We start from the raw sequence: 21,190 nt of genomic DNA on the forward strand, positions 1-21,190 counted from the left end.
GACGCCGACCACCGACACCTTGGCGACGCGGGTGTCGTGGACCAGTTCGCCGAACCCGATGGTCTCACGGGCCTGATTGAGCGCCTCGATCGAGCGGGGGAGATCGGCGGCGGGGACGGTGAAGGTGACGTCGGTCGCCGAGGCGCTGCCACTGGAGCGGTGCGCGATGTTCTGAATGATCATGTCGACGTTGATGTTCGCCGCCGCCAGGGGCTCGAAGATCGCCGAGACTGCGCCCGGCTTGTCGGGCACCGCGGTCAGGGTGATCTTCGCCTCGTTCTTGTCGTGCGCGATGCCGGTGATCAGCTGGCGTTCCACGTCTTCAATCTCCTCTTCCCCGACGATCATCGTGCCGGGCAACGTATCCGCCATGGGCGCATCGTCGTCGGTGAAGGACGACAGCACCTGGACTCGGACCTTTTCCTTCATCGCCAGCCCGACCGAGCGGGTCTGAAGCACCTTGGCGCCCACGCTCGCGAGCTCCAGCATCTCCTCATAGGTGACCTTGGAGAGCTTGCGCGCGCGCGGGACGATGCGGGGGTCGGTGGTGTAGACGCCGTCGACATCGGTGTAGATGTCACACCGGTCCGCCTTCATCGCCGCCGCCACCGCCACTGCGGAAGTGTCGGACCCTCCCCGACCCAATGTGGTGATGCGGCTGCCAACCGCGACGCCCTGAAACCCGGGGATCACCGCCACCGCGCCACTCGCCAGATGCTCGTCGAGCGCGTCGGTCTCGATCGTGGCGATCCGGGCCGAGCCGTGCGCGCTCGACGTGTTGACCGGCAGCTGCCAGCCGAGGAAGCTGCGCGCGGGCACGCCGATCGCCTGGAGCGCGATCGCCAGCAGCCCGCTGGTGATCTGCTCGCCCGAAGAGACCACCACGTCATATTCGTGCGGGTCGTAGAGCGGCGAGGCCTCGCGGCAGAAGCCCACGAGGCGATCGGTCTCGCCGGCCATTGCCGAGACCACGACGGCGACCTGGTTGCCCGCCTCCACCTCGCGCTTCACCCGTTTGGCGACGCTGCGGATGCGCTCGATCCCGGCCATGGAGGTGCCGCCGAACTTCATCACGATACGCGCCACGGGGTGGTTGCCTCCGACAGGGTTGGGCTAGAAAGCCGCGGCTGATAGGGGGGCGCCATGACGCACGCAACCGTTTCAAGCGCAACCATCGATCCGACGATCGCCGCCGCCGAGGCCGAACATTTCGGCCGTCTGGCGGAGGACTGGTGGAATCCGAAAGGCACGTCGGCGATGCTTCACCGGCTGAACCCGGTGCGGCTGCGCTACATCCGCGAGGCGGTGGACGCGCATTGGGACGGCGACCCCGCCAGCTTCACGCCGCTCGCCGGGCGCCGAGCGCTGGATGTCGGCTGCGGCGCCGGGCTGCTCGCCGAGCCGCTGGCGCGACTGGGTGCGGTGGTAACCGGGGTGGACGCTGCCGCCGAGAACATCGCGGTGGCACGCGCGCATGCGGCGGAGGCGGGGCTCGCGATCGACTATCGCCATGGCGGGGTCGATGCGGTGGACGATGCGTTCAATCTGGTCACCTGCATGGAGGTGATAGAGCATGTCGCCGACCGCGCGGCGTTCGCGCGCGGGCTGGCGGCGCGGGTGGGCGAGGGTGGGTTGCTGGTGATGTCCACGCCCAACCGGACCGCGGTGTCGCGTGTGGCGCTGGTGGAGGCGGCGGAGCGGATCGGCATGGTGCCGCGCGGCACGCACGACTGGCACCGCTTCCTGACCCCGGCGGAAATGACCGCGCTGCTCGCCGAGGCGGGCCTGACCGTCACCGACGTGCGCGGGCTGACGCTGACGACGGCGGGGTTCGCGCTCGGCGCCTCGACAGCGCTCAACTACCTCGTCACGGCGGTGCGATGACCGTTACCCGCTTCGCGCCATCGCCGACCGGCCGGCTCCACGTCGGCAACATCCGCACCGCGCTGCATAACTGGCTGTGGGCGCGCAAGCAGGACGGGCGATTCCTGCTGCGCATCGACGATACCGATGCCGAGCGGAGCGAAGAACGGTTCGTGGAGGCGATCCGCGCCGACCTCGCCTGGCTGGGGCTGGAACCCGATGGCGAGGTGCGCCAGTCGCAGCGCTTCGACCTGTATGAGGCGCGCTTCACGGAACTGGTCGCGGCGGGGCGGCTGTATCCCGCTTATGAGAGCGCGCAGGAGTTGGACCTCAAGCGCAAGATCCAGCTCGGCCGCGGGCTGCCGCCGGTCTATGACCGCGCCGCGCTGGCGCTGAACGATGCCGATCGCGCGAAGCTGGAGGGCGAGGGGGTGCGCCCGCACTGGCGCTTCCGGCTCGACCATGACGCGCCGATCGAATGGGACGACCTTATCCGTGGGGCCCAGCGCTTCGATCCGGCGACGATGAGCGACCCGGTGGTCCGCCGCGCCGACGGCTCGTGGCTGTACATGCTGCCCAGCGCCATCGACGATATCGACATGGGGGTGACGCATGTGGTCCGCGGCGAGGACCATGTCTCCAACACCGCGCTCCAGCTCCAGATGTTCGCCGCGATGGGGGCTCCGCCCCCCGCCTTCGCTCACGAGGCGCTGCTGATCGGGGCGGAGGGCAAGCTCTCAAAGCGGCTCGGCTCGTTGGGGGTCGATCATTTCCGCGAGGCGGGGATCGAGCCGCAGGCGGTGCGTGCGCTGCTCGCGCGGATCGGCACTAGCGATCCGGTCGAGCCGATCGCCTACGCGGCGCCGCTGGTCGCGGGGTTCGACTTCGCCCGGTTCGGACGCGCGCCGGCGCGGTTCGATGAGGGCGAACTGGCGCAGGTGAATGCGCGAATTCTCCACCAGCTCGCGTACGAATCGGTCGCGGATCGCCTGCCGAAGGGCATGGGCGCGGTTGAATGGGAAGCGGTGCGCCCGAACCTGTCCACCGTCGCCGATGCCGCCGAATGGTGGCAGGTGATTGAGGGGCCGATCGCGGCGACCCCGGCGGCCGAGGACGCCGACTATCTGCGCATTGCGGCGCGGGTGGCGGGGGAGATCGACTGGGCAGGCGACCCCTGGCACGCGCTGACCTCGGCGCTCAAGGCCGAGACGGGGCGCAAGGGACGCACCCTGTTCCTGCCGCTGCGCCGCGCGCTGACCGGGCTGGACCATGGCCCCGATATGGCGGCGCTGCTGCCGCTGATCGGCCGCGAGCGGGCGTCGGCGCGGTTGGGTGCGATGGCACGAAACTGAACGCCTCGCTCCTGATGTGTCCCCGCGAAGGAGTGTCGGATTGAGCGTGCGGGGCACGCTCAATCCGACACTGACCCAGCCTGGGCTCCCGTCTTCGCGGGAGCACACTCTTCAAGCCCGCGGCATTGTTACCGGTTCGCCGATGCGCACCGGACTGCGATCGCCGATCGCGATCGCCGCCGCCCAGCCGGCGAGCAGGGCGAGGACCGTCCAGGTGAGCAGGATGCCGCCCGCACGGGGCAGGTTGCGACCGTCCATCCGCATGCCGACGGGATGCGCGATCCGCGCCACCACGAAGGTCACCCCCGCGAGCCACAGCCAGGTGGGGGAGCCGCCCGCGAGTTCGATCCCGCCCATCAGGATCAGCACGAACGGTGCATATTCCGCGAAATTGGCATGGGCGCGCATGTCGCGCAGCATCCGCACGTCGCCGCCATCCCCGACCGCGATCCCGTTCAGTCGTCGCGGCACCAGCCGCAGCGCGAGCCAGAGCGTGATCGCCGCGCAAGCGGCGGCAGTGGACAACGTCACCGGAAGCACCATGGCAAACCTCACCCCCTCCTGTTGCATGGGAGGCTGGCACGTTCACCCGGAGGTTGCAACGCGCGGCGAAATCGGTATAGGCGCCACGCTTCGCGATGCGTCCGGCCGCCGGCGCGGCCGGTACCCACCGGTCGCTTCGACGTTCCGGCCGTCGCCGTCGTAAACATGTAGAACAAGGTGCCGCAATGGCCGTCCCCAAGCGAAAGACCTCGCCCTCCCGCCGCGGCATGCGCCGCGCGCACGACGCCCTCTCCGTTGAGGCGTTCCAGGAGTGCCCGAACTGCGGCGAACTCAAGCGTCCGCATAACCTGTGCACCGCTTGCGGCCACTACAACGGCCGCGAAATCCTCTCGGTCGAGGGCTGAGCCCGTCCACGAGGTAGCGGCGCATGTCTGACAGTTCCTGGATCGCCGTCGATGCGATGGGCGGCGACGAGGGGCTGGCTGTCATGCTGGCCGGTGTCGCGCGTGCGCGGCGGCGGCACGAGGGCATGCGCTTCCTGCTGGTCGGTGACGAGGATGCGATTCGCGCCGGGCTCGCCGCGCACCCGAACCTGACGCAGGCGAGCGAGATCGTCCACGCCCCCGAGGTCGTCGACTCGGGCGAGGCGGCCGGGCGTGCGCTGCGCCGTGCCAAGATCACCTCGATGGGCATTGCCATCGACCTGGTGAAGCAGGGCCGCGCCGGCGCCGCCGTCTCCTCCGGCAACACCGGCGCGCTGATGGCGATGGCCAAGCTGTCGCTGCGCACGATGCCCGGCATCGACCGGCCCGCGCTTGCGGCGCTGTTGCCGACCTTGGGCGACAATGACGTTGTCATGCTCGACCTGGGCGCCAATGCCGAGTGCGACGCCAACAACCTGATCCAGTTTGCGGTGATGGGCGCCGCTTATGCGCGGGTCACGCTGGACCTCGATGCGCCACGCGTCGCGCTGCTCAACATCGGCAGCGAGGACCAGAAGGGCACCGATTCGATTCGCGACGCCGCCGCCGCGCTGCGTGCCGCCGGCCACCTGCCGATGCGATTCGAAGGCTTTGTCGAGGGCGACCGGCTGTCGCGCGGGCACCATGACGTGATTGTCTGCGACGGCTTTTCGGGGAACATCGCGCTCAAGACCGCGGAAGGCACCGCGCGGTTCGTGGCGGACCTGTTGCGCCGGGCGTTCAGTTCCTCGGTCCGCTCGAAGATCGGCTTCCTGATCTCGCGGCCCGCGACGCAGCTGCTGCGCGATCATCTCGATCCCAACAACCACAATGGCGCGGTCTTCCTGGGCCTCAACGGGTTGGTGGTGAAGAGCCACGGCAGCGCGAACGAGCTGGGCGTCGCCACTGCGATCCACCATGCCGCCAAGATGGTGAAGGCCGATCTCGCCCGCCGCATCGCCGACGACCTCGGGAATTTCGCGCGGGACGCGGCATGATCCGTGCGGTGGTTACCGGAACGGGATCGGCGCTGCCCGCCCGCCGCGTGTCCAATGCCGATCTCGCGCTCCAGGTCGACACGTCCGACGAATGGATCGTCGAGCGCACCGGCATCCGCTTTCGCCACATCGCCGGGCCCGACGAGACTACCGGCACGCTGGCGCGCGATGCCGCTTCCCAGGCGATCGCCGCGGCCGGCCTCTCGGCGCAGGACATCGACCTGATCGTGCTGGCGACCGCAACGCCGGACCAGACCTTTCCCTCCACCGCCACCAAGGTGCAGGCGATGCTGGGGATCGACGATTGCGTCGCCTTCGATGTCGCGGCGGTCTGCTCGGGCTTCCTCTACGCGGTGCAGGTGGCAGACAGCATGATCCGCGCCGGCGCGCATACCCGGGCGCTGGTGATCGGCGCCGAGACGTTCAGCCGCATCCTCGACTGGGAGGACCGCACCACCTGTGTGCTGTTCGGCGACGGCGCGGGCGCGCTGGTGCTGGAGGCGCAGGAGGGCGACCAGGCGACCGGGCGCGGCATCCTCGCGACTCGGCTGCACGCCGACGGGCGCCACAACGAACTGCTCTACGTCGATGGCGGCCCGTCCACGACCGGCACGGTCGGCAAGCTGCGCATGAAGGGGCGGGAAGTGTTCCGCCATGCGGTGGTTAATCTCGCGGCGGTGATGGGCGAGTCGCTGGTCGCTGCCGGCCTCACCGCCGACCAGGTCGACTGGGTGGTGCCGCACCAGGCCAATGCCCGCATCCTCGACGCCACCGCGCGCAAGCTCGGGCTGCCGGCCGAGAAGGTGGTGATGACGGTGGATCGGCATGCCAATACTTCAGCGGCCTCCGTGCCGCTGGCGCTCGACACCGCGGTTCGGGACGGTCGCATCCGGCCTGGACAGATCGTGGTGCTGGAGGCGATGGGCGGCGGCTTCACCTGGGGTGCCTCGGTGGTTCGGTTCTGAACCGATACAGGGCCTTTCGTCCGAGCTTCACCCTGTGTTAGCAGCAATCGAGTGTAAGGGGGCCAGGATGGATGAAGCCGGTACGTTGACGAGGGCCGATCTGGCGGAGGCGCTGCATCGCGAGGTCGGGCTGTCGCGTGCCGATTCGGCCAAGCTGGTCGAGCAGATCCTGGAGTGCATGTGCGGGGCGCTCTCGCGCGGCGAGAACGTCAAGATCTCGGGCTTCGGCACCTTTGTGCTGCGCGACAAGGGCGAACGGATCGGCCGCAATCCCAAGACAGGGGTGGAGGTGCCGATCGCACCGCGCCGAGTGCTGACCTTCCGCGCCAGCCAGACGATGCGCGATCGCATCGTGGCGGCCGGCTGAGGCCATGGCGGCGGGCGCCGGCCCCAAATCGCCGGGCGCCTTCCGCACGATCGGCGAGGTTTCGGCACAGACCGGCATCCCGCAGCATGTCCTGCGCTATTGGGAAACGCGCTTTCCGCAGCTGAAGCCGGTGACACGCGCCGGCAGCCGGCGCTATTACCGGCCGGAAGACGTGGTGTTGGTCGAGCGGATCGACCGGCTACTCAACCGGGACGGCTATACCGTGAAGGGCGCGCAGGCGGTGATCGCGGGTGGCGATACGCCGGCGGGTAGCCTGCGATCGGTACGCGACCTGCTGGCGCGGGCGCTGGCCGAGGATCGCTAGAACAGTCGCCCGCCGTTCGGCACCGCCCGCTCGGGCGAGACCAGAATGACGCGGCCATCCGCGTCAGGGAAGCCGAGCGTCAGCACCTCCGACATCATCGGCCCGATCTGGCGCGGCGGGAAATTGATCACTGCGGCGACCTGGCGGCCGACCAGCGCGGCTGGGTCATAGCCGTCGGCGATCTGGGCGGAGGAGCGCTTGCGGCCGATCGGATCGCCGAAGTCGACCGTCAGGATCAGCGAGGGCTTGCGCGCCTTCGGGAAGGGCTCCGCCGCGACGATCGTGCCGACGCGGATGTCCACCTTCAGCCAGTCGTCGAAGGCGATCCCGGGCGCGGCGGGCGCCGCCGAATCATGGGTCATGTGCATCAGAAATCGGGGTCCTCGTAGTGCGAGGGCGGTTCGATGCCGCGCATCCGCTCGGCCAGGATCGGGCGGACGCTGCGCCGGCTCTTGAAGCCGCGGTACCAGCGCGCGGTGCCCTCATGCCCCTTCCAGTCGATGCCGCCGAGATAGTCGGCAATCGAGATGTGCGCGGCGGCGGCGAGATCGGCGAGGCTGAGGGCGGCACCGCCGATCCAGGTGCGGTGATCGAGCAGCCAGTCCAGATAGTCGAGATGGCCGATCGCCGCCTTCATCGCTTCGCGCAGCACCTTGGCGTCGGGCGGTTGGCGGTGGACCAGGCGCTTCTCCATCCGCTCGCGCAGCAGTGGCGCGGTGACGTCATGGTAGAAGTGATGGTCGAACCAGGCGACCAGCCGGCGGATCTCCGCGCGCTGGGGCGCCGCACCGTTGAGCATCGCGGACCGCTCGACAGTCTCCTCGAAGTATTCGCAGATGGCCAACGAATCGATCAGCACGAGGCCGCGCGCCGATTCGACCATCACCGGCGTCTGGCCGTCGGGGTTGAGGTCGACGAACTCGTCCCGCCGCTCCCAAGGCGCCTCGGGGACGAGCTCGTAGCCGACGTCCTTCTCGTTGAGGAGCAGGCGGACCTTGCGGGAGAAAGGGCACAGGGTGAACTGGTGGAGCTGCCACATGCGGTCCCTATGGGGCGGCGAACGGGCGGGCGGAAGGGGCGATGAACGAACGGACCATCATGACGGCGGCGCTGACGCTGGTCGCCTTCGCGATCGGGCTGAGGCTGCCCGACGTGGACCTTCTGCTCGGGCTGGGCCACCGCAACGGGGTCACCCACAGCGTGGCTCCCGCGCTGGTAGCGCTGGGCCGGGTGCAGTGGCGGCACGCGGGCTGCGGGCTGGCGGGCGGCACTGGGCTGCACCTTGCCGCCGACTGCTTTCCCAACGCGATGACCGGCTTTGCGACCGTAAAGCTGCCGTTCGCCGGTTCGATCGGCGCGGCGGCGTCCTACGGCTGGCTGGCGGTGCATGCGATAGTGGCGCTGATGCTGGCCGCGGTGGCGCTGCGACGGCTGCATCACCCGGTGGCGGCGATCGGAGTCGCCGCAGGCACCGCGATGTTGGGTGTGGGCTATCTGTGGCGGACCGACGGCGGCTGGCCGGTGCTGGCGATGATCATGCTGGCGGCGGTCCTCTGGTGGCGCCGCAATCGTGCAGGAGCGTGAAGTCGACCATCAGCGAGGCAGATCAGGCATCGTCCATCAACCGCGCCGTTACCGCCCCCGATGTCAGATCCACCTCCGCACGGGCAACGGTCACATCGCCGCCTTCCCGGCGGTTCCGCGCCGCATAGGTGTATGTGACGCGCGTGCCATCACCGGCGGGTGGGCCGGCGACAAGGAACAGCCCGATCCGCGCGATCGACCGCTCTCGAAGCGCGGCGTCCATCGCGTCGAGCGCAAGTCGCCTCACCTGGTGCGCGGACAGCCGTGGCACGGTCATCGTGCGTGCTTCGGCAATGCGGCAACACTGACGGGTCCGGAGTTCTGCATCCCGGGCAGCTACGGCGCCGGAGACGATCTGGATGCGTTCCGAACACGACGATTGCACAAGCGGTCCCTTGCCGCCTCGGCGAAAGCGTGGATAATGCTGTTCGTGGATCGATCCTGCCCGACACACGCCCTCAGCGCGCGATCGTGGAAATGATGCGGTGAGTGACGCGGCGCGGGCGAGACTGGCGGACGCGCTCGTGCGAACGGCGGCGAAGGACGCCCGCGCTTTCCAGTTGGTCTATAATCTGAGCTCCGCGAAGCTGTTCGGCATCTGCCTGCGTATCTGCGGCGAGCGCAAGGCAGCGGAGGATGTGTTGCAGGATGTGTTCGCCACGGTGTGGATGCGTGCCGACCGCTTCGATGCCACTCGCGGCACGGCCATCACCTGGCTGGCGACCATCGCGCGCAATCGCGCCATCGACTGGCGGCGGGCGCATGGCGGCCCCGTGACGACGTCCGCGGACGTGCTGGAGAATGTTGCCGATCCGGCTCCCTCCGCCGTGGATGTCCTGCTCGACGCGGATCGGCAGCGGCTGCTGCTCGAATGCATGGAGACGCTGGAACAGCGGCAGCGCGCGGCGATCCGTTCCGCTTTCCTGGGCGGGTTCACCTATGCCGAACTCGCGGTGCGCGAGGCGGTGCCGCTGGGCACGATGAAGAGCTGGGTCCGCCGGGGCCTGGGCAAGCTGCGGGAGTGCCTTGATGGCGCTGACGCCTGACGACGAGGTCACCGCCGCCGAGCTGGCGATCGGCCTGCTGGAAGGCGAGGAGCGTGTCGAGGCGCTGCGCCGGGTGCTGGCGGAGTCGGAGTTCTCCGCCGCGGTGGAGCGCTGGCGCGCCCGGTTCGCGGATTGGTATGCTGACTATCCGGAAGTCGCGCCGCCCGAGTGGTTGGCCCGGCGCGTTGCGGCATTCCCGGGCGGAGCAGGGAATGCGCGGCCCTGGCGTTGGGCAACGGGCGTGGCATCGCTGCTTGCCGCCAGTCTGGCACTGGCACTGGTCCTGCGCCCGGCCGACGTCCCGGCGCCTGCGCCCCGTCCCGCCGTCGTGACGCCGGTCACCTTTGCCGCGGCGATGACGCCCACCGACGCCAAGGGGCAAGCGGCGTTCGCGGCGCTGTTCGACGCGCGGCTCGGACAGGTGCGCGTCCCCGCCGGAGTCACCGTACCGTCTGGCCGGGTCGCGGAGCTGTGGCGGATCGGCGGCGACGGCGTGCCGCATTCGCTGGGCCTGCTACGCCGCGAGGGCACCACCGCGATCCGCCTCAGCGCCGCCGACCGCGCCGCGCTGGCGGCGGGTGCGACCCTGGCGATCTCGATCGAGCCCGAGGGCGGCTCGCCCAAGCCCGTGCCGAGCGGCCCGGTGGTCGCGACGGGGCCGTTGACGCGGATTTAGGGTCCGGTCCGGGCGGAGGCGCCGTCGCTCAGCCGGGGATGCGGGCGATCACCTTGATCTCGAAATCGAACCCGGCGAGCCAGGTGACGCCCACCGCGGTCCAGTTCGGATAGGGCGTCTCCGGGAAGACCTCGCCCTTCACCTTCATCACGGTGGCGAATTGCGCCTCTGGATCGGTGTGGAAGCTGGTCACGTCCACCACGTCGTCCAGCCCGCACCCGCCCGCCGCCAGCGTCGCGCGGAGGTTCGCAAAGGCGCGGCGGACCTGCGCCTCGAACTCCGGCTCGGGCGAGCCGTCGTCGCGGCTGCCGACCTGGCCGGACACGAACAGCAGGTCGCCCGAGCGGATCGCAGCGGAATAGGTATTGGCGGCGTACAGGTCCTGCCGGCCGGCGGGGAAGACGGCGTCTCGCTTTGCCATGGGCGACTCTCCTGGTGTGGATCGGGTGGTGGTCGTGAGGCGATAGCCGCTGAGACAGCCCTGTGGCGACTCGCAACCAAGCTGCGCCGCCAGCGCAACTACCTTGCAAATGGAGTTAACCGAACAGGGATGCATCCGCGCCGGATCAGGTACTCACCAAGAACATCGTGGCCGTAGGATAAGATTGCATGGACGTTTCGGTGAGGGGAAAGAGTCATGCGGTATTACAACGAGCTACATTACACGACCTCGGCGGCGCATATGATTTCAATTGCTGGTGAGCTGGTGATTCTGGACGCGGACGCACGTTTTATTAATAACACAGTTAACGGGCATGGCATCATGACCGCCGGGGGGTCTAAGGTCGTGGTTCGCGGAGGCATGTTCGTCGAAGGATCAGGAGTCGTTTCAAGCGCTGGTGCGGTTCCCGAGCATCTTGGCGATGACGTAGAGGTAAGTGCGAGCGGCATGATTTTGGCGCATGATACGGCAATTCATCTTTCCGGCGTCGGCTCCCATGTGGTCAACGCAGGGACCATAAGCGGCCATCATGGCATCAGGTTTTCCGGTCGAACCAATAGCGTCTCGAACGATGGCCTCCTTACCGGCTACGCTCTTGGTGTGACCTTCGACCTCAATACCGGATCCGACTACGTGACCAATACGGGGCGTCTCCAATCGATGACCAGTGACGCCGTGGTCGCAAACGGCAGCGGCTACCTCTCGGTCAGCAACTCGGGGACAATCTCCGCGTTGGCAGGGCGCGCGATCGTGCATGATGCGGGCAGCGGTACCACGCTGATCGTCAACGACGGGCTGATCGAGGGCCTGACCGCGATCGCGCTGGGCAGCGGCTATGACCAGGTGTTCAACACCGGCACGATCATCGGCAATATCCTCCTGGGCGGCGGGAACGACCGTTACGAGGGAGTGGACGGGGTGCTGACGAACTCCGTTTCGGGCGGTGACGGAAACGACCTGCTGGTCGGCGGCGCCAAGGGCGAATGGCTGTATGGCGGGGACGGCATCGACACGCTCCATGGCGGCGGCGGCAACGACGTGCTGAACGGCGGCGCGGGCATAGACGACCTCGACGGCGGTGAGGGGCGCGACCGGGCGGTGTACGACGATGCCGCGGGCCTGACGGTCGACCTGGAGTTCCAGGAGCTCAACACCGGCAGCGCGGCCGGGGACATTCTCGACGCGGTGGAAGGCGTGGTGGTCACCGGCGGCGCCAGCCAGCTGTTCGGCGACGCTGGCCGCAATCTTCTGATCGGCGGGAGCGGGGCGGACCTGCTGGACGGGCGCGGCGACATCGACCGAATGGCGGGCGGCGCCGGGGACGACATCTATGTGGTCGATCACCGGCGCGATCGGATCGTCGAATATGCGGGCGGCGGCAGCGACCTGATCCGCGCGTCTTCGAACTACGTCCTGTCCGATCAGGTCGAGGCGCTGATGCTGACCGGCACCGCGGCGGTGGACGCGACCGGCAATGCGCTCGCCAACGCGCTGACCGGCAACGGCGCCGCCAACGTGCTGCGCGGGCTGACGGGGAGCGACACGCTGACCGGCGGCGGCGGGATGGACATCTTCCGCTTCGACACCGCGCTGGGCAGCGACGTCGACACGATCACCGATTTCGCCGGCGACCGGCTCCAGCTGAGCCGCAGCATCTTCACCGAGGTGAACAATGGCGCGGTCCTCGCCGAGACGCGCTTCGTCACCGGGACGGCGGCGGGTGATGCCGGCGACCGGATCATCCACAATGCGGTCACCGGCGAGCTGTTCTACGATCCTGACGGCACCGGCGCCGCCGCGCAGGTGCTGTTCGCGCGGGTGACCCCGGGGACCGAGCTGACCTACGCCGACGTGCTGCTGGTTTCGTAGGTGTCGCACCTCCCCGGCGCCTGCCGGGGAGGTGTTCGGCCGCGCTCCGTCGCGCCTACTCCGCCGCCACCGCCTCGCGATCGTCGAGCGGGTAGGGGAGGCGGCCGAGCATCTCGCGCGGGATCACCTGCCAGACATCGCGCGACACTCGCTCCCAATCGTCGAGGATGCCGTGCGCCCAGCGGCTGTCGGTCGCCACCGCGTGTTCGGCGATCAGCGCGCGCAGCCGAGTTTCCCAATGCTTGGCGGCGAGCCGCTGCCAGACGATGCTCTCCGGATTGGCGCGCCGGGCGAAGCTGCCCTCGGGATCATAGACGAACGCCATGCCGCCGGTCATGCCCGCGCCGAAGTTCGCGCCGACCGAGCCGAGGATCACCGCGGTGCCGCCGGTCATGTACTCGCATCCGTTGGCGCCGCAGCCCTCCACCACCACGGTCGCGCCCGAGTTGCGCACCGCGAAGCGCTCGCCCGCCTGACCGGCGGCGAACAGCTTGCCGCTGGTGGCGCCGTACAGCACGGTGTTGCCGACAATCGTGTTCTGCTGGCTCTGGAGTGGCGAGGAGACCGCCGGTCGCACGACGATGACGCCGCCGGACAGGCCCTTGCCGACATAATCGTTAGCGTCGCCCAGCACCTCCAGCCGGATGCCCTTGCACAGGAACGCGCCAAGGCTCTGCCCCGCGGTGCCGCGCAGGCGGATGGTGACGTGGCCGTCGTTGAGCTTGGCCATGCCGAAGGTTCGGGTGATCTCGCTCGACAGCCGGGTGCCGACTGCGCGGTGGACGTTGCGCACCGAATAGGTGAGCTGCATCTTCTCGCCGCGGCTGAACACGGCCGCGGCGTCCTTGATGATCTGCGCGTCGAGGCTGTCGGGCACCTCGTTGCGGAAGGTGCTCAAGGAGAAGCGCCGCTCCGCATCCGTGGCATCGACCTTGGCGAGGATCGGGTTGAGGTCGAGGTCGTCGAGATGCTCGGCGCCGCGGCTGACCTGGCGAAGCAATTCGGTGCGGCCAATCACCTCGTCGAGGCTGCGCACGCCGAGCCGCGACAGGATCTCGCGCACCTCCTCGGCGATGAAGGTCATCAGGTTGATCACCTTCTCGGGCGTGCCGACGAACTTCTCGCGCATCTTCGGGTCCTGCGTACAGACGCCGACCGGGCAGGTGTTCGAATGGCACTGGCGCACCATGATGCAGCCCATCGCCACCAGTGAGAGCGTGCCGATGCCGAACTCCTCGGCGCCCAGGATCGCGGCGATGACGATGTCGCGTCCGGTCTTGAGCCCGCCGTCGGTGCGCAGGGTGACGCGGCCGCGCAGGCCGTTGAGCGTCAGCACCTGGTTCACCTCGCTGAGGCCCATCTCCCACGGCGTGCCGGCATATTTGATGCTGGTCTGCGGGGAAGCACCGGTGCCGCCGACATGGCCGGAGACGAGGATCACGTCGGCATGCGCCTTGGCGACGCCCGCCGCCACCGTGCCGATGCCCGCCGAGCTGACCAGCTTAACGCACACCCGAGCGCGCGGATTGATCTGCTTGCAGTCGTAGATGAGCTGCGCGAGATCCTCAATCGAATAGATGTCGTGGTGCGGCGGGGGCGAGATAAGCGTGACGCCGGGGGTCGCGTGGCGCAGCTTGGCGATGAATTCCGTCACCTTGAAGCCGGGCAGCTGGCCGCCCTCGCCGGGCTTGGCGCCCTGCGCGACCTTGATCTCGATCTCGTCGCAGGCGTTAAGATATTCGGCGGTGACGCCGAACCGGCCACTGGCGATCTGCTTGATCGTGGAATTGGCGTTGTCGCCATTGTCATAGGGCTGGTAGCGGACCTTGTCCTCGCCGCCCTCGCCCGACACCGCCTTGGCGCCGATGCGGTTCATCGCGATCGCCAGCGTCTCGTGCGCCTCGGGCGAAAGCGCGCCCAGCGACATGCCGGGGGTGACGAAGCGCTTGCGGATCTCGGTGATCGCCTCGACCTGGTCGATCGGCACGCCCTCGGCCGGGAAGTTGAACTGGAGCAGGTCGCGCAGGTAGATCGGCGGCAAATCGGAAACGCCGCGCGAGAATTGCAGGTATTGCGTGTAGCTGTCCTTGGCGACCGCGCTCTGGAGCAGGTGCATCAGCTGCGCCGAATAGGCATGCGCCTCGCCGGTGTGGCGCTGGCGGTAGAAGCCGCCGATCGGCAGGGTCGCGACGGCCTCGTCGAACGCCGCCTCATGCCGCTCCGTGGCGTTGACGTGGAGCGAGGCATAGCCCTCGCCGCTGATCTTGGCGGGCATGCCGGGGAACAGGTCGTTCACCAGCGCACGGGAAAGGCCGACCGCCTCGAAGTTGTAGCCGCCGCGATAGGAGGCGATCACCGCGATGCCCATCTTGGAGATGATCTTGAGCAGCCCCTCCTCGATGGCCTTGCGGTGGCGCTTGAGGCAGTCGGGCAGCGACAGGTCCCCGAACAGGCCGCGCGCATGGCGGTCGGCGATCGCCGCCTCGGCGAGGTACGCGTTCACCGTCGTGGCGCCGACGCCGATCAGCACCGCATAATAATGGGTGTCGAGGCATTCGGCGGTGCGCACGTTGATCGACGCGTAGGATCGCAGGCCACGGCGGACGAGATGCGTGTGGACCGCGGCGGTGGCGAGCACGCCGGGAATGGCGACGCGATCTTCGCTGATCCGCTCGTCGGTGAGGAACAACTCGCTGCGCCCCTCTCGCACCGCCTGTTCGGCCTGGTTGCGGATGCGCTGGATCGCGGCCCGCAATTTCTCGGGTCCGCCATGCCCATCGAAGGTGCAGTCGATCTCGGCGGCACCATTGCCGAAATAGGCGCGCAGCCGAGCCCAGTCCTCGCCGGTGAGCACGGGGCTGTCGAGCACCAGAACCCGTTCGCGCCGGTCCTCGGTATCAAGGATGTTGGCAAGATTGCCGAAGCGGGTCTTGAGCGACATCACATAGCGTTCGCGCAGAGAATCGATCGGCGGGTTGGTGACCTGGCTGAAGTTCTGGCGGAAGAACTGGCTGATCAGCCGCGGCTTGTCCGAGATTACCGCCAACGGCGTGTCGTCACCCATCGAGCCGACCGCCTCTTTGCCGGTCTCCACCATTGGCGCGAGGATCAGCTCCATGTCTTCCAGCGTCTGCCCGGCGGCGACCTGACGACGGGCGAGCTCGGCGCGGGCGTAGCGCGGGATCATGGCGGCGGGGCCGGGGGGCAGGTCCTCGATCGTCGCGAAATTGCCGATCATCTCGGCATAAGGCTGCTCGCCCGCGATCCGGTCCTTGATCGCGCGGTCCTCCAGCAGCACGCCTTCCTGGAGATCGACCGCGATCATCTGGCCGGGGCCAAGCCGTCCCTTGGCGACCACGGTCGATTCGGGCACCACCACCATGCCGGCTTCCGAGCCGACGATCAGCAGCCCGTCCGCGGTTTGGGTATAGCGCAGCGGGCGCAGCGCGTTGCGGTCCATGCCCGCCACCGCCCAGCGACCGTCGGTCATGGCGAGCGCAGCGGGGCCGTCCCATGGCTCCATCACGCTGGCGAGATACTGGTACATCGCCGAGTGCGTCTCGGGCACATCGGAATTGCCGATGAACGCCTCGGGCACCAGCATCAGCTTGGCGGTGGGCGCGTCGCGGCCGGAGCGGCAGATCGCTTCGAACACCGCGTCGAGTGCCGCGGTGTCGGACGCGCCCGCCGGGATCACCGGCTTGATGTCCTCCGAATGCTCGCCGAACGCGATCGACGCCATGCGGATCTCGTGGCTGAGCATCCAGTTCTTGTTGCCGCGGATCGTGTTGATCTCGCCATTGTGCGCGAGGCAGCGGAACGGCTGCGCCAGCCACCATTGCGGGAAGGTGTTGGTGGAATAGCGCTGGTGGAAGATCGCGACGCGGCTCTCGAAGCGGCGGTCCTGAAGGTCCGGGTAGAAGACCGACAGCGATTCCGCGAGGAACAAGCCCTTGTAGACGATCGAGCGGCAGCTGAGCGAGCAGATGTAGAAGCCCTGGATCTGCGCGGCGATGATGCGCTTCTCGATCCGTCGGCGGACGAGATAGAGCGTCTTCTCGAACTCTGCGGCGCTCTGCTCGTCCGGCATCGGCCCGGCGATCATGATCTGCTCGATCTCGGGCCGGGTCGCCTGGGCCTTCATGCCGATGACGGACACGTCGACGGGCACCTGGCGCCAGCCGTAGATGGTGTAGCCCGCGTCGATGATCGCGCTCTCGACGATCGTGCGGCAGCTCTCCTGCGCCCCAAGATCGGTGCGTGGGAGGAAGATCATGCCGACCGCGAGCCGGTTGGGCAGCACCTTGTGCCCGCCCGCGACGATCGCATCGTCGAAGAAGCGGCTGGGCAGGTCGACATGCAGGCCGGCGCCGTCGCCGGTCTTGCCGTCCGCATCGACCGCGCCGCGGTGCCAGACGGCCTTGAGCGCGTCGATCGCGGACTGGACGACGCGGCGCGAGGGCTTGCCGTCGGTGGCGGCGACCAGGCCGACGCCGCAGGCATCGCCTTCGAACTCGGGACGGTACATGCCCTCCTGGGCGAGGCGCTCGGCGAGGTGGGTGCGGGGATCGATCATTCGTCTTCGCCTTCAGCGGAATCTTGCGCCTTCTTGGGCGGCGGGGGCAGGTGCTTGGTGGCGGCTTCCACCTTGGCCATGATCGCGGGCATCAGCTTGATGATCTCGGGCGTGGCCGAGGCCATCTCGCGCATCATTTCGGGATCGGCCATCAGCGCCAGATAGTCGCGCGAGAAGGCGGCACCCGAGGGCGTGGCGAAGAAGGCGGCCATGTCAGCGAGTTGCTGTGCCGTGAAGCGGCGGGCGAGCGCGCGGCCGAGGCCGGTGCGCACGCGCGGCTCCATCCGCCCCATCACCGCGCCCATCTCTTCGCTCATCACCTTGGTGGTGATTCGCATCCGCTCGTCGAATGCGGGATCGGCGCGGCGAACCTCGGCCATGGCGGAGCCGTCGCCCTTGCCGCCGAAATCGCTCGCCTTCATGCCGCTCATCTGCGCGAGCATGACGTCCATCATCTGCGGGAACTGGTCGCGCATGATCCGCAAATAGGCCCCCTCGGGCACCAACTGTGCCGCGACGCGCTCGCCGGCGGCGAGGCGGGCGGGGTCGGGGGCAGCAGCAGGAGCGGGGGTGGGGGCCTGCGCCGCGGCCGGTGCTGCGGCGATGACAGCTGCCATGAAGGCCAACCGGATCACGCCGCCACCTTCTCGGCCTTCGCCTTCGCGCGCAGATACTTGTGCATGCTCGTCGCCACGTCGCGGCCGTCGCGGATCGCCCAGACGACCAGCGAAGCGCCGCGGACGATGTCGCCCGCCGCAAACACGCCGTCGAGGCTGGTCATCAGCGTTTTGCCGTCCACCAGCACCGTGCCCCAGCGCGACACGCCCAGCTCGGCCGATCCCCAGAGCGTCGGCAGGTCCTCCGCATCGAAGCCCAGCGCCTTGACGATCAGGTCAGCGGCGAAGGTCTCGCCCGCGCCGGGATCGACCTCGGGCGCACGGCGGCCGCTCGCGTCGGGGGCGCCCAGGCGCATGCGGTTGGCGCGCACACCTCCGTCTTCGAACGCGGCGGGGGCGGCGAGCCAGACGAACTCGGCGCCTTCCTCCTCGGCATTGGCCACCTCGCGCTGCGACCCCGGCATGTTGGCGCGGTCCCGACGGTAGAGGCATTTCACGCTCTTCGCGCCCTGGCGGATCGCGGTGCGCACGCAATCCATCGCGGTGTCGCCGCCACCGATCACGACGACGTTCTTGCCGGCGGCATCGAGCGAGCCGTCCTCGAAAGCAGCGACCGTGTCACCGAAGCTCTTGCGGTTGGAGGCGGTGAGATAGTCAAGCGCAGCGACGACATGGCGGGCATCGCCGCCGGGCACCTCGATCGCGCGCGCCTTGTACACGCCGGTCGCGACCAGCAGCGCATCGTGACGCGCGCGCAGATCGGCGAGGGTGGCATCGCGGCCGACCTCGAAGCCTTCGTGGAAGACGATGCCGCCCGCCTTGAGTCGCTCCACCCGGCGCATCACCACCGGCTTCTCCAGCTTGAAGCCGGGAATGCCATAGGTCAGCAGCCCGCCGGCGCGATCGTGACGGTCGTAGACATGGACGTCATAGCCCTGGACGCGCAGATATTCCGCCGCGGTCAGTCCGGCCGGACCGGCCCCGATCACGCCCACCGACTGGCCGCGCGCCGGGCCGGGCACCAAAGGCTCGACCCAGCCCTCCTCCCAAGCGGTGTCGGTGATGAACTTCTCCACCGATCCGATGGTGACCGCGCCATGGCCGGAGAATTCAATCACGCAATTGCCTTCGCACAACCGGTCCTGCGGGCAGATGCGGCCGCAAATCTCGGGCATGGTCGAGGTGCTGTTGCTCAGCTCATAGGCCTCACGCAGCCGCCCCTCGGCGGTCAGGCGCAGCCAGTCCGGGATATGGTTGTGGAGCGGGCAGTGGACCGTGCAATAGGGCACGCCGCATTGCGAGCAGCGCCCGGCCTGGTCCTCTGCGGCGGCCGGCGCGTAGAGATTGGCGATCTCCTGAAAATCGCGCGCGCGATCCTCCGCCAGCCTTTTGGGCGGATAGGCCTGCGCCTTGCCGACGAATTGCAGCATCTCGCCCATGAGCGTCTCCTTCGGAGGCGTTCATGACGTGCGACATGGTGCGAGTCACCAACAAACACGTATTTAGGTCAGCGTTACTGCCGCAAAATTCGACAGTTTGTGCGGCGAGTGCTGCAAGCTTCTCTCAACAAGTCCTAAAATAGAGCCGATCCGGCCTAACTAGCCGTCCCAAGCCAGATCAACGCCGCCACGCCTGCGACGATTCGGTACCAGGCGAACGGAGCAAAACCGTGCCGCGTCACCACCGCCAGGAACGCCTTCACCACCGCCAGTGCCACGACGAACGAGACCACGAATCCGACCGCGATCAGCCCCAGATCGCCATCGCCGATCGCGTCGCGGTGCTTGACCATCTGGAGCACGGTTGCCCCCGTCAGCGTCGGCAGCGCCAGGAAGAAGCTGAAGTCAGCGGCGGTCCGCCGGTCGATCCCGAGCGCCATCGCCCCCATGATCGTCGCGCCCGATCGGCTCACCCCCGGCACCATGGCGAGGCACTGGACCAGTCCGATCTTGATGGACTGTGGCACCGACACGCCAGCGATGCCGAGCACATTCTGCGTCTTGGCCAGCCGCTCCACCACCAGGATGCCGACGCCGCCGGCGATCAGCGCCCAGGCGACCACGCGGGCATTCTCCAGTAGCGCCTCGATCTGGTCGTTGAACAGCAGGCCCAGCACCACCGCGGGGAAGAAGGCGATCAGCAGGTTGCGCACGAACGCCAGCGACTGCGGCTCCCAGCGGGTCAGGCCCTTCGCCACTGCCCAGAAGGTGCGCCAATAGAGCACCACGATGGCCAGGATCGCGCCAGGCTGGATCGCGATGTTGAACACCGACCAGCGCGCCGCATCATAACCCATCAACTCGGTGGCGAGGATCAGGTGCCCGGTGGAGGAGACGGGCAGAAACTCGGTGATCCCCTCGACGATGCCGAGGAGGATCGCGACCAGATAGTCGGACATCAGCCCTGCACGGCGGTGCGCGCGCCGAATCGCCCGGCGCGGCGGAAGCGCACCAGCCACGCAGGGGCGACTGCGGAGAGCGGGGTTGGCGCTATGCCGAGCGCATCCAGCCCGGCCGAGCCCGGCGCCGCGACCGCATCCCGCCCTAGCATTTTCCACTGATCGCCCGAGATCGGCGACAGCGGCAGCGCGGCAAGCAGCGCGCCGGCGGCATCGGGCAGTTCGACGAAGCTCGGGTCGCGCCCGATCGTCTGGGCCAGCCAGCGATGCAGCTCCAGCATGGTCACCACGTCCGGCCCGGCGAGTTCATAGATCTTGCCGCCATGCGTCTCCGGGTCGGCCAGCGCGGCGGCGACCGCATCGCCCACGTCGGCGGCGAACACCGGCTGGAAGCGAACCTGCGGGCGCAGCACCGGCACCATTGGGAAGCGCGCGATCATCTCGGCGAAGCGGTTGAGGAACTGGTCCTCGCGCCCGAACACGGTGGAGGGGCGCAGGATGGTGGCGGTGGGGAAGGCGGCGCGCACCGCGGCCTCGCCCTCGCTCTTGGTGCGGCCATAAACCGATGCGGCCTCCGGATCGGCGCCGATCGCGGAGACGTGCACCACCGCGCCCGCACCGGCCTTGGCGGCCGCCTCGCCCACTGCCTGCGCCCCGCCGACATGGATGCGCTGGAGGTTGCCGGTGAAGCTGCCCACCAGGTTCACCGCGGCATCGGCGCCCTCGATCGCGCGCGCGATCGTATCCGGCCGCGTCACGTCCGCGGCGACGAACTGAGTCTGGCCCAGCCCGCCCAGCGGCTTCAGGTAGAAGGCGCGGCGCGGATCGCGCTCCGCCACCCGCACGCGGGCGCCGGCCCGCAACAGCGCCTGCACGACATAACGGCCCAGAAAGCCGCCGCCGCCGATCACCGTGATCAGCCTGTCCTTCATGTGCCGCACCTTTTCCGCCAAGAGTTCGCGCGCCGCGCCCTAGCCGCCGACCTAGCCTGTTGACAAGGCTGCGCCCCTCCGCCTAGAGGCCCCCGCCTACCGCCGAGGGATAGCCCTTCGGCCCGTGCCCAGATGGCGGAATTGGTAGACGCACCGTCTTCAGGTGGCGGCGCTGGTAACGGCGTGGAGGTTCGAGTCCTCTTCTGGGCACCATT

At 68.5% G+C, this 21,190-nt stretch carries 22 protein-coding genes and 1 tRNA gene; 12 read left to right on the forward strand and 11 right to left on the reverse strand.

What is annotated here, in order from left to right; genetic code table 11:
• A partial coding sequence (locus ACFDTH_RS12205; RefSeq protein ID WP_375287802.1) for an aspartate kinase occupies nucleotides 1–1,086 on the reverse strand: 1,086 nt, incomplete at its 3' end.
• A 57-nt stretch (nucleotides 1,087–1,143) separates the two neighbouring features.
• Here ACFDTH_RS12205 and ubiG point away from each other — a divergent pair.
• Both ubiG and gltX read left to right on the forward strand, forming a co-directional pair.
• Complete coding sequence (gene ubiG, locus ACFDTH_RS12210; protein WP_375287803.1) at nucleotides 1,144–1,884, forward strand: bifunctional 2-polyprenyl-6-hydroxyphenol methylase/3-demethylubiquinol 3-O-methyltransferase UbiG; 741 nt, start codon at nucleotides 1,144–1,146, stop codon at nucleotides 1,882–1,884.
• Complete coding sequence (gltX, locus tag ACFDTH_RS12215; protein WP_375287804.1) at nucleotides 1,881–3,215, forward strand: glutamate--tRNA ligase; 1,335 nt, start codon at nucleotides 1,881–1,883, stop codon at nucleotides 3,213–3,215. The genes ubiG and gltX overlap by 4 nt, the downstream gene beginning before the upstream one ends.
• Before the next feature lie 111 nt (nucleotides 3,216–3,326).
• Here the strand turns inward: gltX and ACFDTH_RS12220 are convergent, their stop codons facing one another.
• Nucleotides 3,327–3,746 (reverse strand): MAPEG family protein, encoded by a 420-nt coding sequence (locus ACFDTH_RS12220; RefSeq protein ID WP_375287805.1) that lies wholly within the window; start codon nucleotides 3,744–3,746, stop codon nucleotides 3,327–3,329.
• Between the two features lie 197 nt (nucleotides 3,747–3,943).
• On the opposite strand from ACFDTH_RS12220, the gene rpmF reads away from it, so the two are divergent.
• The 5 genes from rpmF to ACFDTH_RS12245 all read left to right on the forward strand — a co-directional run bounded on the left by rpmF (nucleotide 3,944) and on the right by ACFDTH_RS12245 (nucleotide 6,835).
• On the forward strand, nucleotides 3,944–4,123 hold the full coding sequence (rpmF, locus tag ACFDTH_RS12225; RefSeq protein ID WP_375287806.1) for a 50S ribosomal protein L32: 180 nt from the start codon (nucleotides 3,944–3,946) through the stop codon (nucleotides 4,121–4,123).
• A gap of 23 nt (nucleotides 4,124–4,146) precedes the next feature.
• Complete coding sequence (gene plsX, locus ACFDTH_RS12230; protein ID WP_375287807.1) at nucleotides 4,147–5,178, forward strand: phosphate acyltransferase PlsX; 1,032 nt, start codon at nucleotides 4,147–4,149, stop codon at nucleotides 5,176–5,178.
• A complete protein-coding gene (locus ACFDTH_RS12235; protein ID WP_375287808.1) occupies nucleotides 5,175–6,143 on the forward strand; it encodes a beta-ketoacyl-ACP synthase III in 969 nt (322 codons plus the stop codon). The genes plsX and ACFDTH_RS12235 overlap by 4 nt, the downstream gene beginning before the upstream one ends.
• 67 nt (nucleotides 6,144–6,210) lie before the next feature.
• On the forward strand, nucleotides 6,211–6,510 hold the full coding sequence (locus tag ACFDTH_RS12240; protein WP_375287809.1) for an integration host factor subunit alpha: 300 nt from the start codon (nucleotides 6,211–6,213) through the stop codon (nucleotides 6,508–6,510).
• A 4-nt stretch (nucleotides 6,511–6,514) separates the two neighbouring features.
• Entirely contained in the window at nucleotides 6,515–6,835 is a 321-nt protein-coding gene (locus ACFDTH_RS12245) for a MerR family transcriptional regulator (protein ID WP_375287810.1), read from the forward strand.
• Here ACFDTH_RS12245 and ACFDTH_RS12250 read toward each other — a convergent pair.
• Both ACFDTH_RS12250 and ACFDTH_RS12255 read right to left on the reverse strand, forming a co-directional pair.
• The gene (locus ACFDTH_RS12250) at nucleotides 6,832–7,203 is read right to left on the reverse strand and encodes a tRNA-binding protein (protein ID WP_375287811.1); all 372 of its coding nucleotides are present in this window, start codon (nucleotides 7,201–7,203) and stop codon (nucleotides 6,832–6,834) included. The two genes, ACFDTH_RS12245 and ACFDTH_RS12250, sit on opposite strands and share 4 nt — an antisense overlap.
• Nucleotides 7,203–7,874 (reverse strand): glutathione S-transferase family protein, encoded by a 672-nt coding sequence (locus ACFDTH_RS12255; RefSeq protein WP_375287812.1) that lies wholly within the window; start codon nucleotides 7,872–7,874, stop codon nucleotides 7,203–7,205. The genes ACFDTH_RS12250 and ACFDTH_RS12255 overlap by 1 nt, the downstream gene beginning before the upstream one ends.
• A gap of 41 nt (nucleotides 7,875–7,915) precedes the next feature.
• Here ACFDTH_RS12255 and ACFDTH_RS12260 point away from each other — a divergent pair, with 41 nt between their 5' ends.
• Nucleotides 7,916–8,419 (forward strand): hypothetical protein, encoded by a 504-nt coding sequence (locus tag ACFDTH_RS12260; protein WP_375287813.1) that lies wholly within the window; start codon nucleotides 7,916–7,918, stop codon nucleotides 8,417–8,419.
• Nucleotides 8,420–8,441: 22 nt separating this feature from the next.
• Here ACFDTH_RS12260 and ACFDTH_RS12265 read toward each other — a convergent pair whose 3' ends face one another.
• Nucleotides 8,442–8,696: a hypothetical protein gene (locus ACFDTH_RS12265; protein ID WP_375287814.1), complete on the reverse strand. Its 255-nt coding sequence runs from the start codon at nucleotides 8,694–8,696 to the stop codon at nucleotides 8,442–8,444.
• 208 nt (nucleotides 8,697–8,904) lie between these two features.
• Here ACFDTH_RS12265 and ACFDTH_RS12270 point away from each other — a divergent pair, with 208 nt between their 5' ends.
• Nucleotides 8,905–9,465: a sigma-70 family RNA polymerase sigma factor gene (locus ACFDTH_RS12270; protein WP_375287816.1), complete on the forward strand. Its 561-nt coding sequence runs from the start codon at nucleotides 8,905–8,907 to the stop codon at nucleotides 9,463–9,465.
• Nucleotides 9,449–10,141 (forward strand): anti-sigma factor domain-containing protein, encoded by a 693-nt coding sequence (locus tag ACFDTH_RS12275; RefSeq protein ID WP_375287817.1) that lies wholly within the window; start codon nucleotides 9,449–9,451, stop codon nucleotides 10,139–10,141. The genes ACFDTH_RS12270 and ACFDTH_RS12275 overlap by 17 nt, the downstream gene beginning before the upstream one ends.
• Before the next feature lie 28 nt (nucleotides 10,142–10,169).
• On the opposite strand, the gene ACFDTH_RS12280 is transcribed toward ACFDTH_RS12275, so the two are convergent.
• A complete protein-coding gene (locus ACFDTH_RS12280; RefSeq protein ID WP_375287818.1) occupies nucleotides 10,170–10,562 on the reverse strand; it encodes a RidA family protein in 393 nt (130 codons plus the stop codon).
• A gap of 681 nt (nucleotides 10,563–11,243) precedes the next feature.
• Here ACFDTH_RS12280 and ACFDTH_RS12285 point away from each other — a divergent pair.
• Complete coding sequence (locus ACFDTH_RS12285) at nucleotides 11,244–12,452, forward strand: calcium-binding protein (RefSeq protein WP_375287819.1); 1,209 nt, start codon at nucleotides 11,244–11,246, stop codon at nucleotides 12,450–12,452.
• A 55-nt stretch (nucleotides 12,453–12,507) separates the two neighbouring features.
• Here the strand turns inward: ACFDTH_RS12285 and gltB are convergent, their stop codons facing one another.
• The 5 genes from gltB to ACFDTH_RS12310 form a co-directional block, all read right to left on the reverse strand.
• On the reverse strand, nucleotides 12,508–17,028 hold the full coding sequence (gltB, locus tag ACFDTH_RS12290; protein WP_375287820.1) for a glutamate synthase large subunit: 4,521 nt from the start codon (nucleotides 17,026–17,028) through the stop codon (nucleotides 12,508–12,510).
• On the reverse strand, nucleotides 17,025–17,663 hold the full coding sequence (locus tag ACFDTH_RS12295) for a hypothetical protein (RefSeq protein ID WP_375287821.1): 639 nt from the start codon (nucleotides 17,661–17,663) through the stop codon (nucleotides 17,025–17,027). Before ACFDTH_RS12295 ends, gltB begins: the two co-directional genes overlap by 4 nt.
• Entirely contained in the window at nucleotides 17,660–19,075 is a 1,416-nt protein-coding gene (locus ACFDTH_RS12300) for an NAD(P)-dependent oxidoreductase (protein ID WP_375287824.1), read from the reverse strand. Before ACFDTH_RS12300 ends, ACFDTH_RS12295 begins: the two co-directional genes overlap by 4 nt.
• 164 nt (nucleotides 19,076–19,239) lie before the next feature.
• On the reverse strand, nucleotides 19,240–20,043 hold the full coding sequence (locus tag ACFDTH_RS12305; RefSeq protein WP_375287822.1) for an undecaprenyl-diphosphate phosphatase: 804 nt from the start codon (nucleotides 20,041–20,043) through the stop codon (nucleotides 19,240–19,242).
• Nucleotides 20,043–20,975 (reverse strand): complex I NDUFA9 subunit family protein, encoded by a 933-nt coding sequence (locus tag ACFDTH_RS12310; RefSeq protein WP_375287823.1) that lies wholly within the window; start codon nucleotides 20,973–20,975, stop codon nucleotides 20,043–20,045. The genes ACFDTH_RS12305 and ACFDTH_RS12310 overlap by 1 nt, the downstream gene beginning before the upstream one ends.
• A gap of 126 nt (nucleotides 20,976–21,101) precedes the next feature.
• Here ACFDTH_RS12310 and ACFDTH_RS12315 point away from each other — a divergent pair.
• A tRNA-Leu gene (locus tag ACFDTH_RS12315) sits at nucleotides 21,102–21,188 on the forward strand.
• Nucleotides 21,189–21,190: the final 2 nt, after the last annotated feature.

Source organism: Sphingomonas sp., assembly GCF_042096255.1.
Classification (GTDB): domain Bacteria; phylum Pseudomonadota; class Alphaproteobacteria; order Sphingomonadales; family Sphingomonadaceae; genus Sphingomonas.

Coding starts and splice junctions, on each gene's coding strand:
- ubiG (WP_375287803.1), top strand. CDS start 1,144: ATGACGCACGCAACCGTTTCAAGCGCAACCATCGATCCGACGATCGCC.
- gltX (WP_375287804.1), top strand. CDS start 1,881: ATGACCGTTACCCGCTTCGCGCCATCGCCGACCGGCCGGCTCCACGTC.
- rpmF (WP_375287806.1), top strand. CDS start 3,944: ATGGCCGTCCCCAAGCGAAAGACCTCGCCCTCCCGCCGCGGCATGCGC.
- plsX (WP_375287807.1), top strand. CDS start 4,147: ATGTCTGACAGTTCCTGGATCGCCGTCGATGCGATGGGCGGCGACGAG.
- ACFDTH_RS12235 (WP_375287808.1), top strand. CDS start 5,175: ATGATCCGTGCGGTGGTTACCGGAACGGGATCGGCGCTGCCCGCCCGC.
- ACFDTH_RS12240 (WP_375287809.1), top strand. CDS start 6,211: ATGGATGAAGCCGGTACGTTGACGAGGGCCGATCTGGCGGAGGCGCTG.
- ACFDTH_RS12245 (WP_375287810.1), top strand. CDS start 6,515: ATGGCGGCGGGCGCCGGCCCCAAATCGCCGGGCGCCTTCCGCACGATC.
- ACFDTH_RS12250 (WP_375287811.1), bottom strand. CDS start 7,203: ATGCACATGACCCATGATTCGGCGGCGCCCGCCGCGCCCGGGATCGCC.
- ACFDTH_RS12255 (WP_375287812.1), bottom strand. CDS start 7,874: ATGTGGCAGCTCCACCAGTTCACCCTGTGCCCTTTCTCCCGCAAGGTC.
- ACFDTH_RS12260 (WP_375287813.1), top strand. CDS start 7,916: ATGAACGAACGGACCATCATGACGGCGGCGCTGACGCTGGTCGCCTTC.
- ACFDTH_RS12265 (WP_375287814.1), bottom strand. CDS start 8,696: ATGACCGTGCCACGGCTGTCCGCGCACCAGGTGAGGCGACTTGCGCTC.
- ACFDTH_RS12275 (WP_375287817.1), top strand. CDS start 9,449: ATGGCGCTGACGCCTGACGACGAGGTCACCGCCGCCGAGCTGGCGATC.
- ACFDTH_RS12280 (WP_375287818.1), bottom strand. CDS start 10,562: ATGGCAAAGCGAGACGCCGTCTTCCCCGCCGGCCGGCAGGACCTGTAC.
- ACFDTH_RS12285 (WP_375287819.1), top strand. CDS start 11,244: ATGACCAGTGACGCCGTGGTCGCAAACGGCAGCGGCTACCTCTCGGTC.
- gltB (WP_375287820.1), bottom strand. CDS start 17,028: ATGATCGATCCCCGCACCCACCTCGCCGAGCGCCTCGCCCAGGAGGGC.
- ACFDTH_RS12300 (WP_375287824.1), bottom strand. CDS start 19,075: ATGCTGCAATTCGTCGGCAAGGCGCAGGCCTATCCGCCCAAAAGGCTG.
- ACFDTH_RS12305 (WP_375287822.1), bottom strand. CDS start 20,043: ATGTCCGACTATCTGGTCGCGATCCTCCTCGGCATCGTCGAGGGGATC.
- ACFDTH_RS12310 (WP_375287823.1), bottom strand. CDS start 20,975: ATGAAGGACAGGCTGATCACGGTGATCGGCGGCGGCGGCTTTCTGGGC.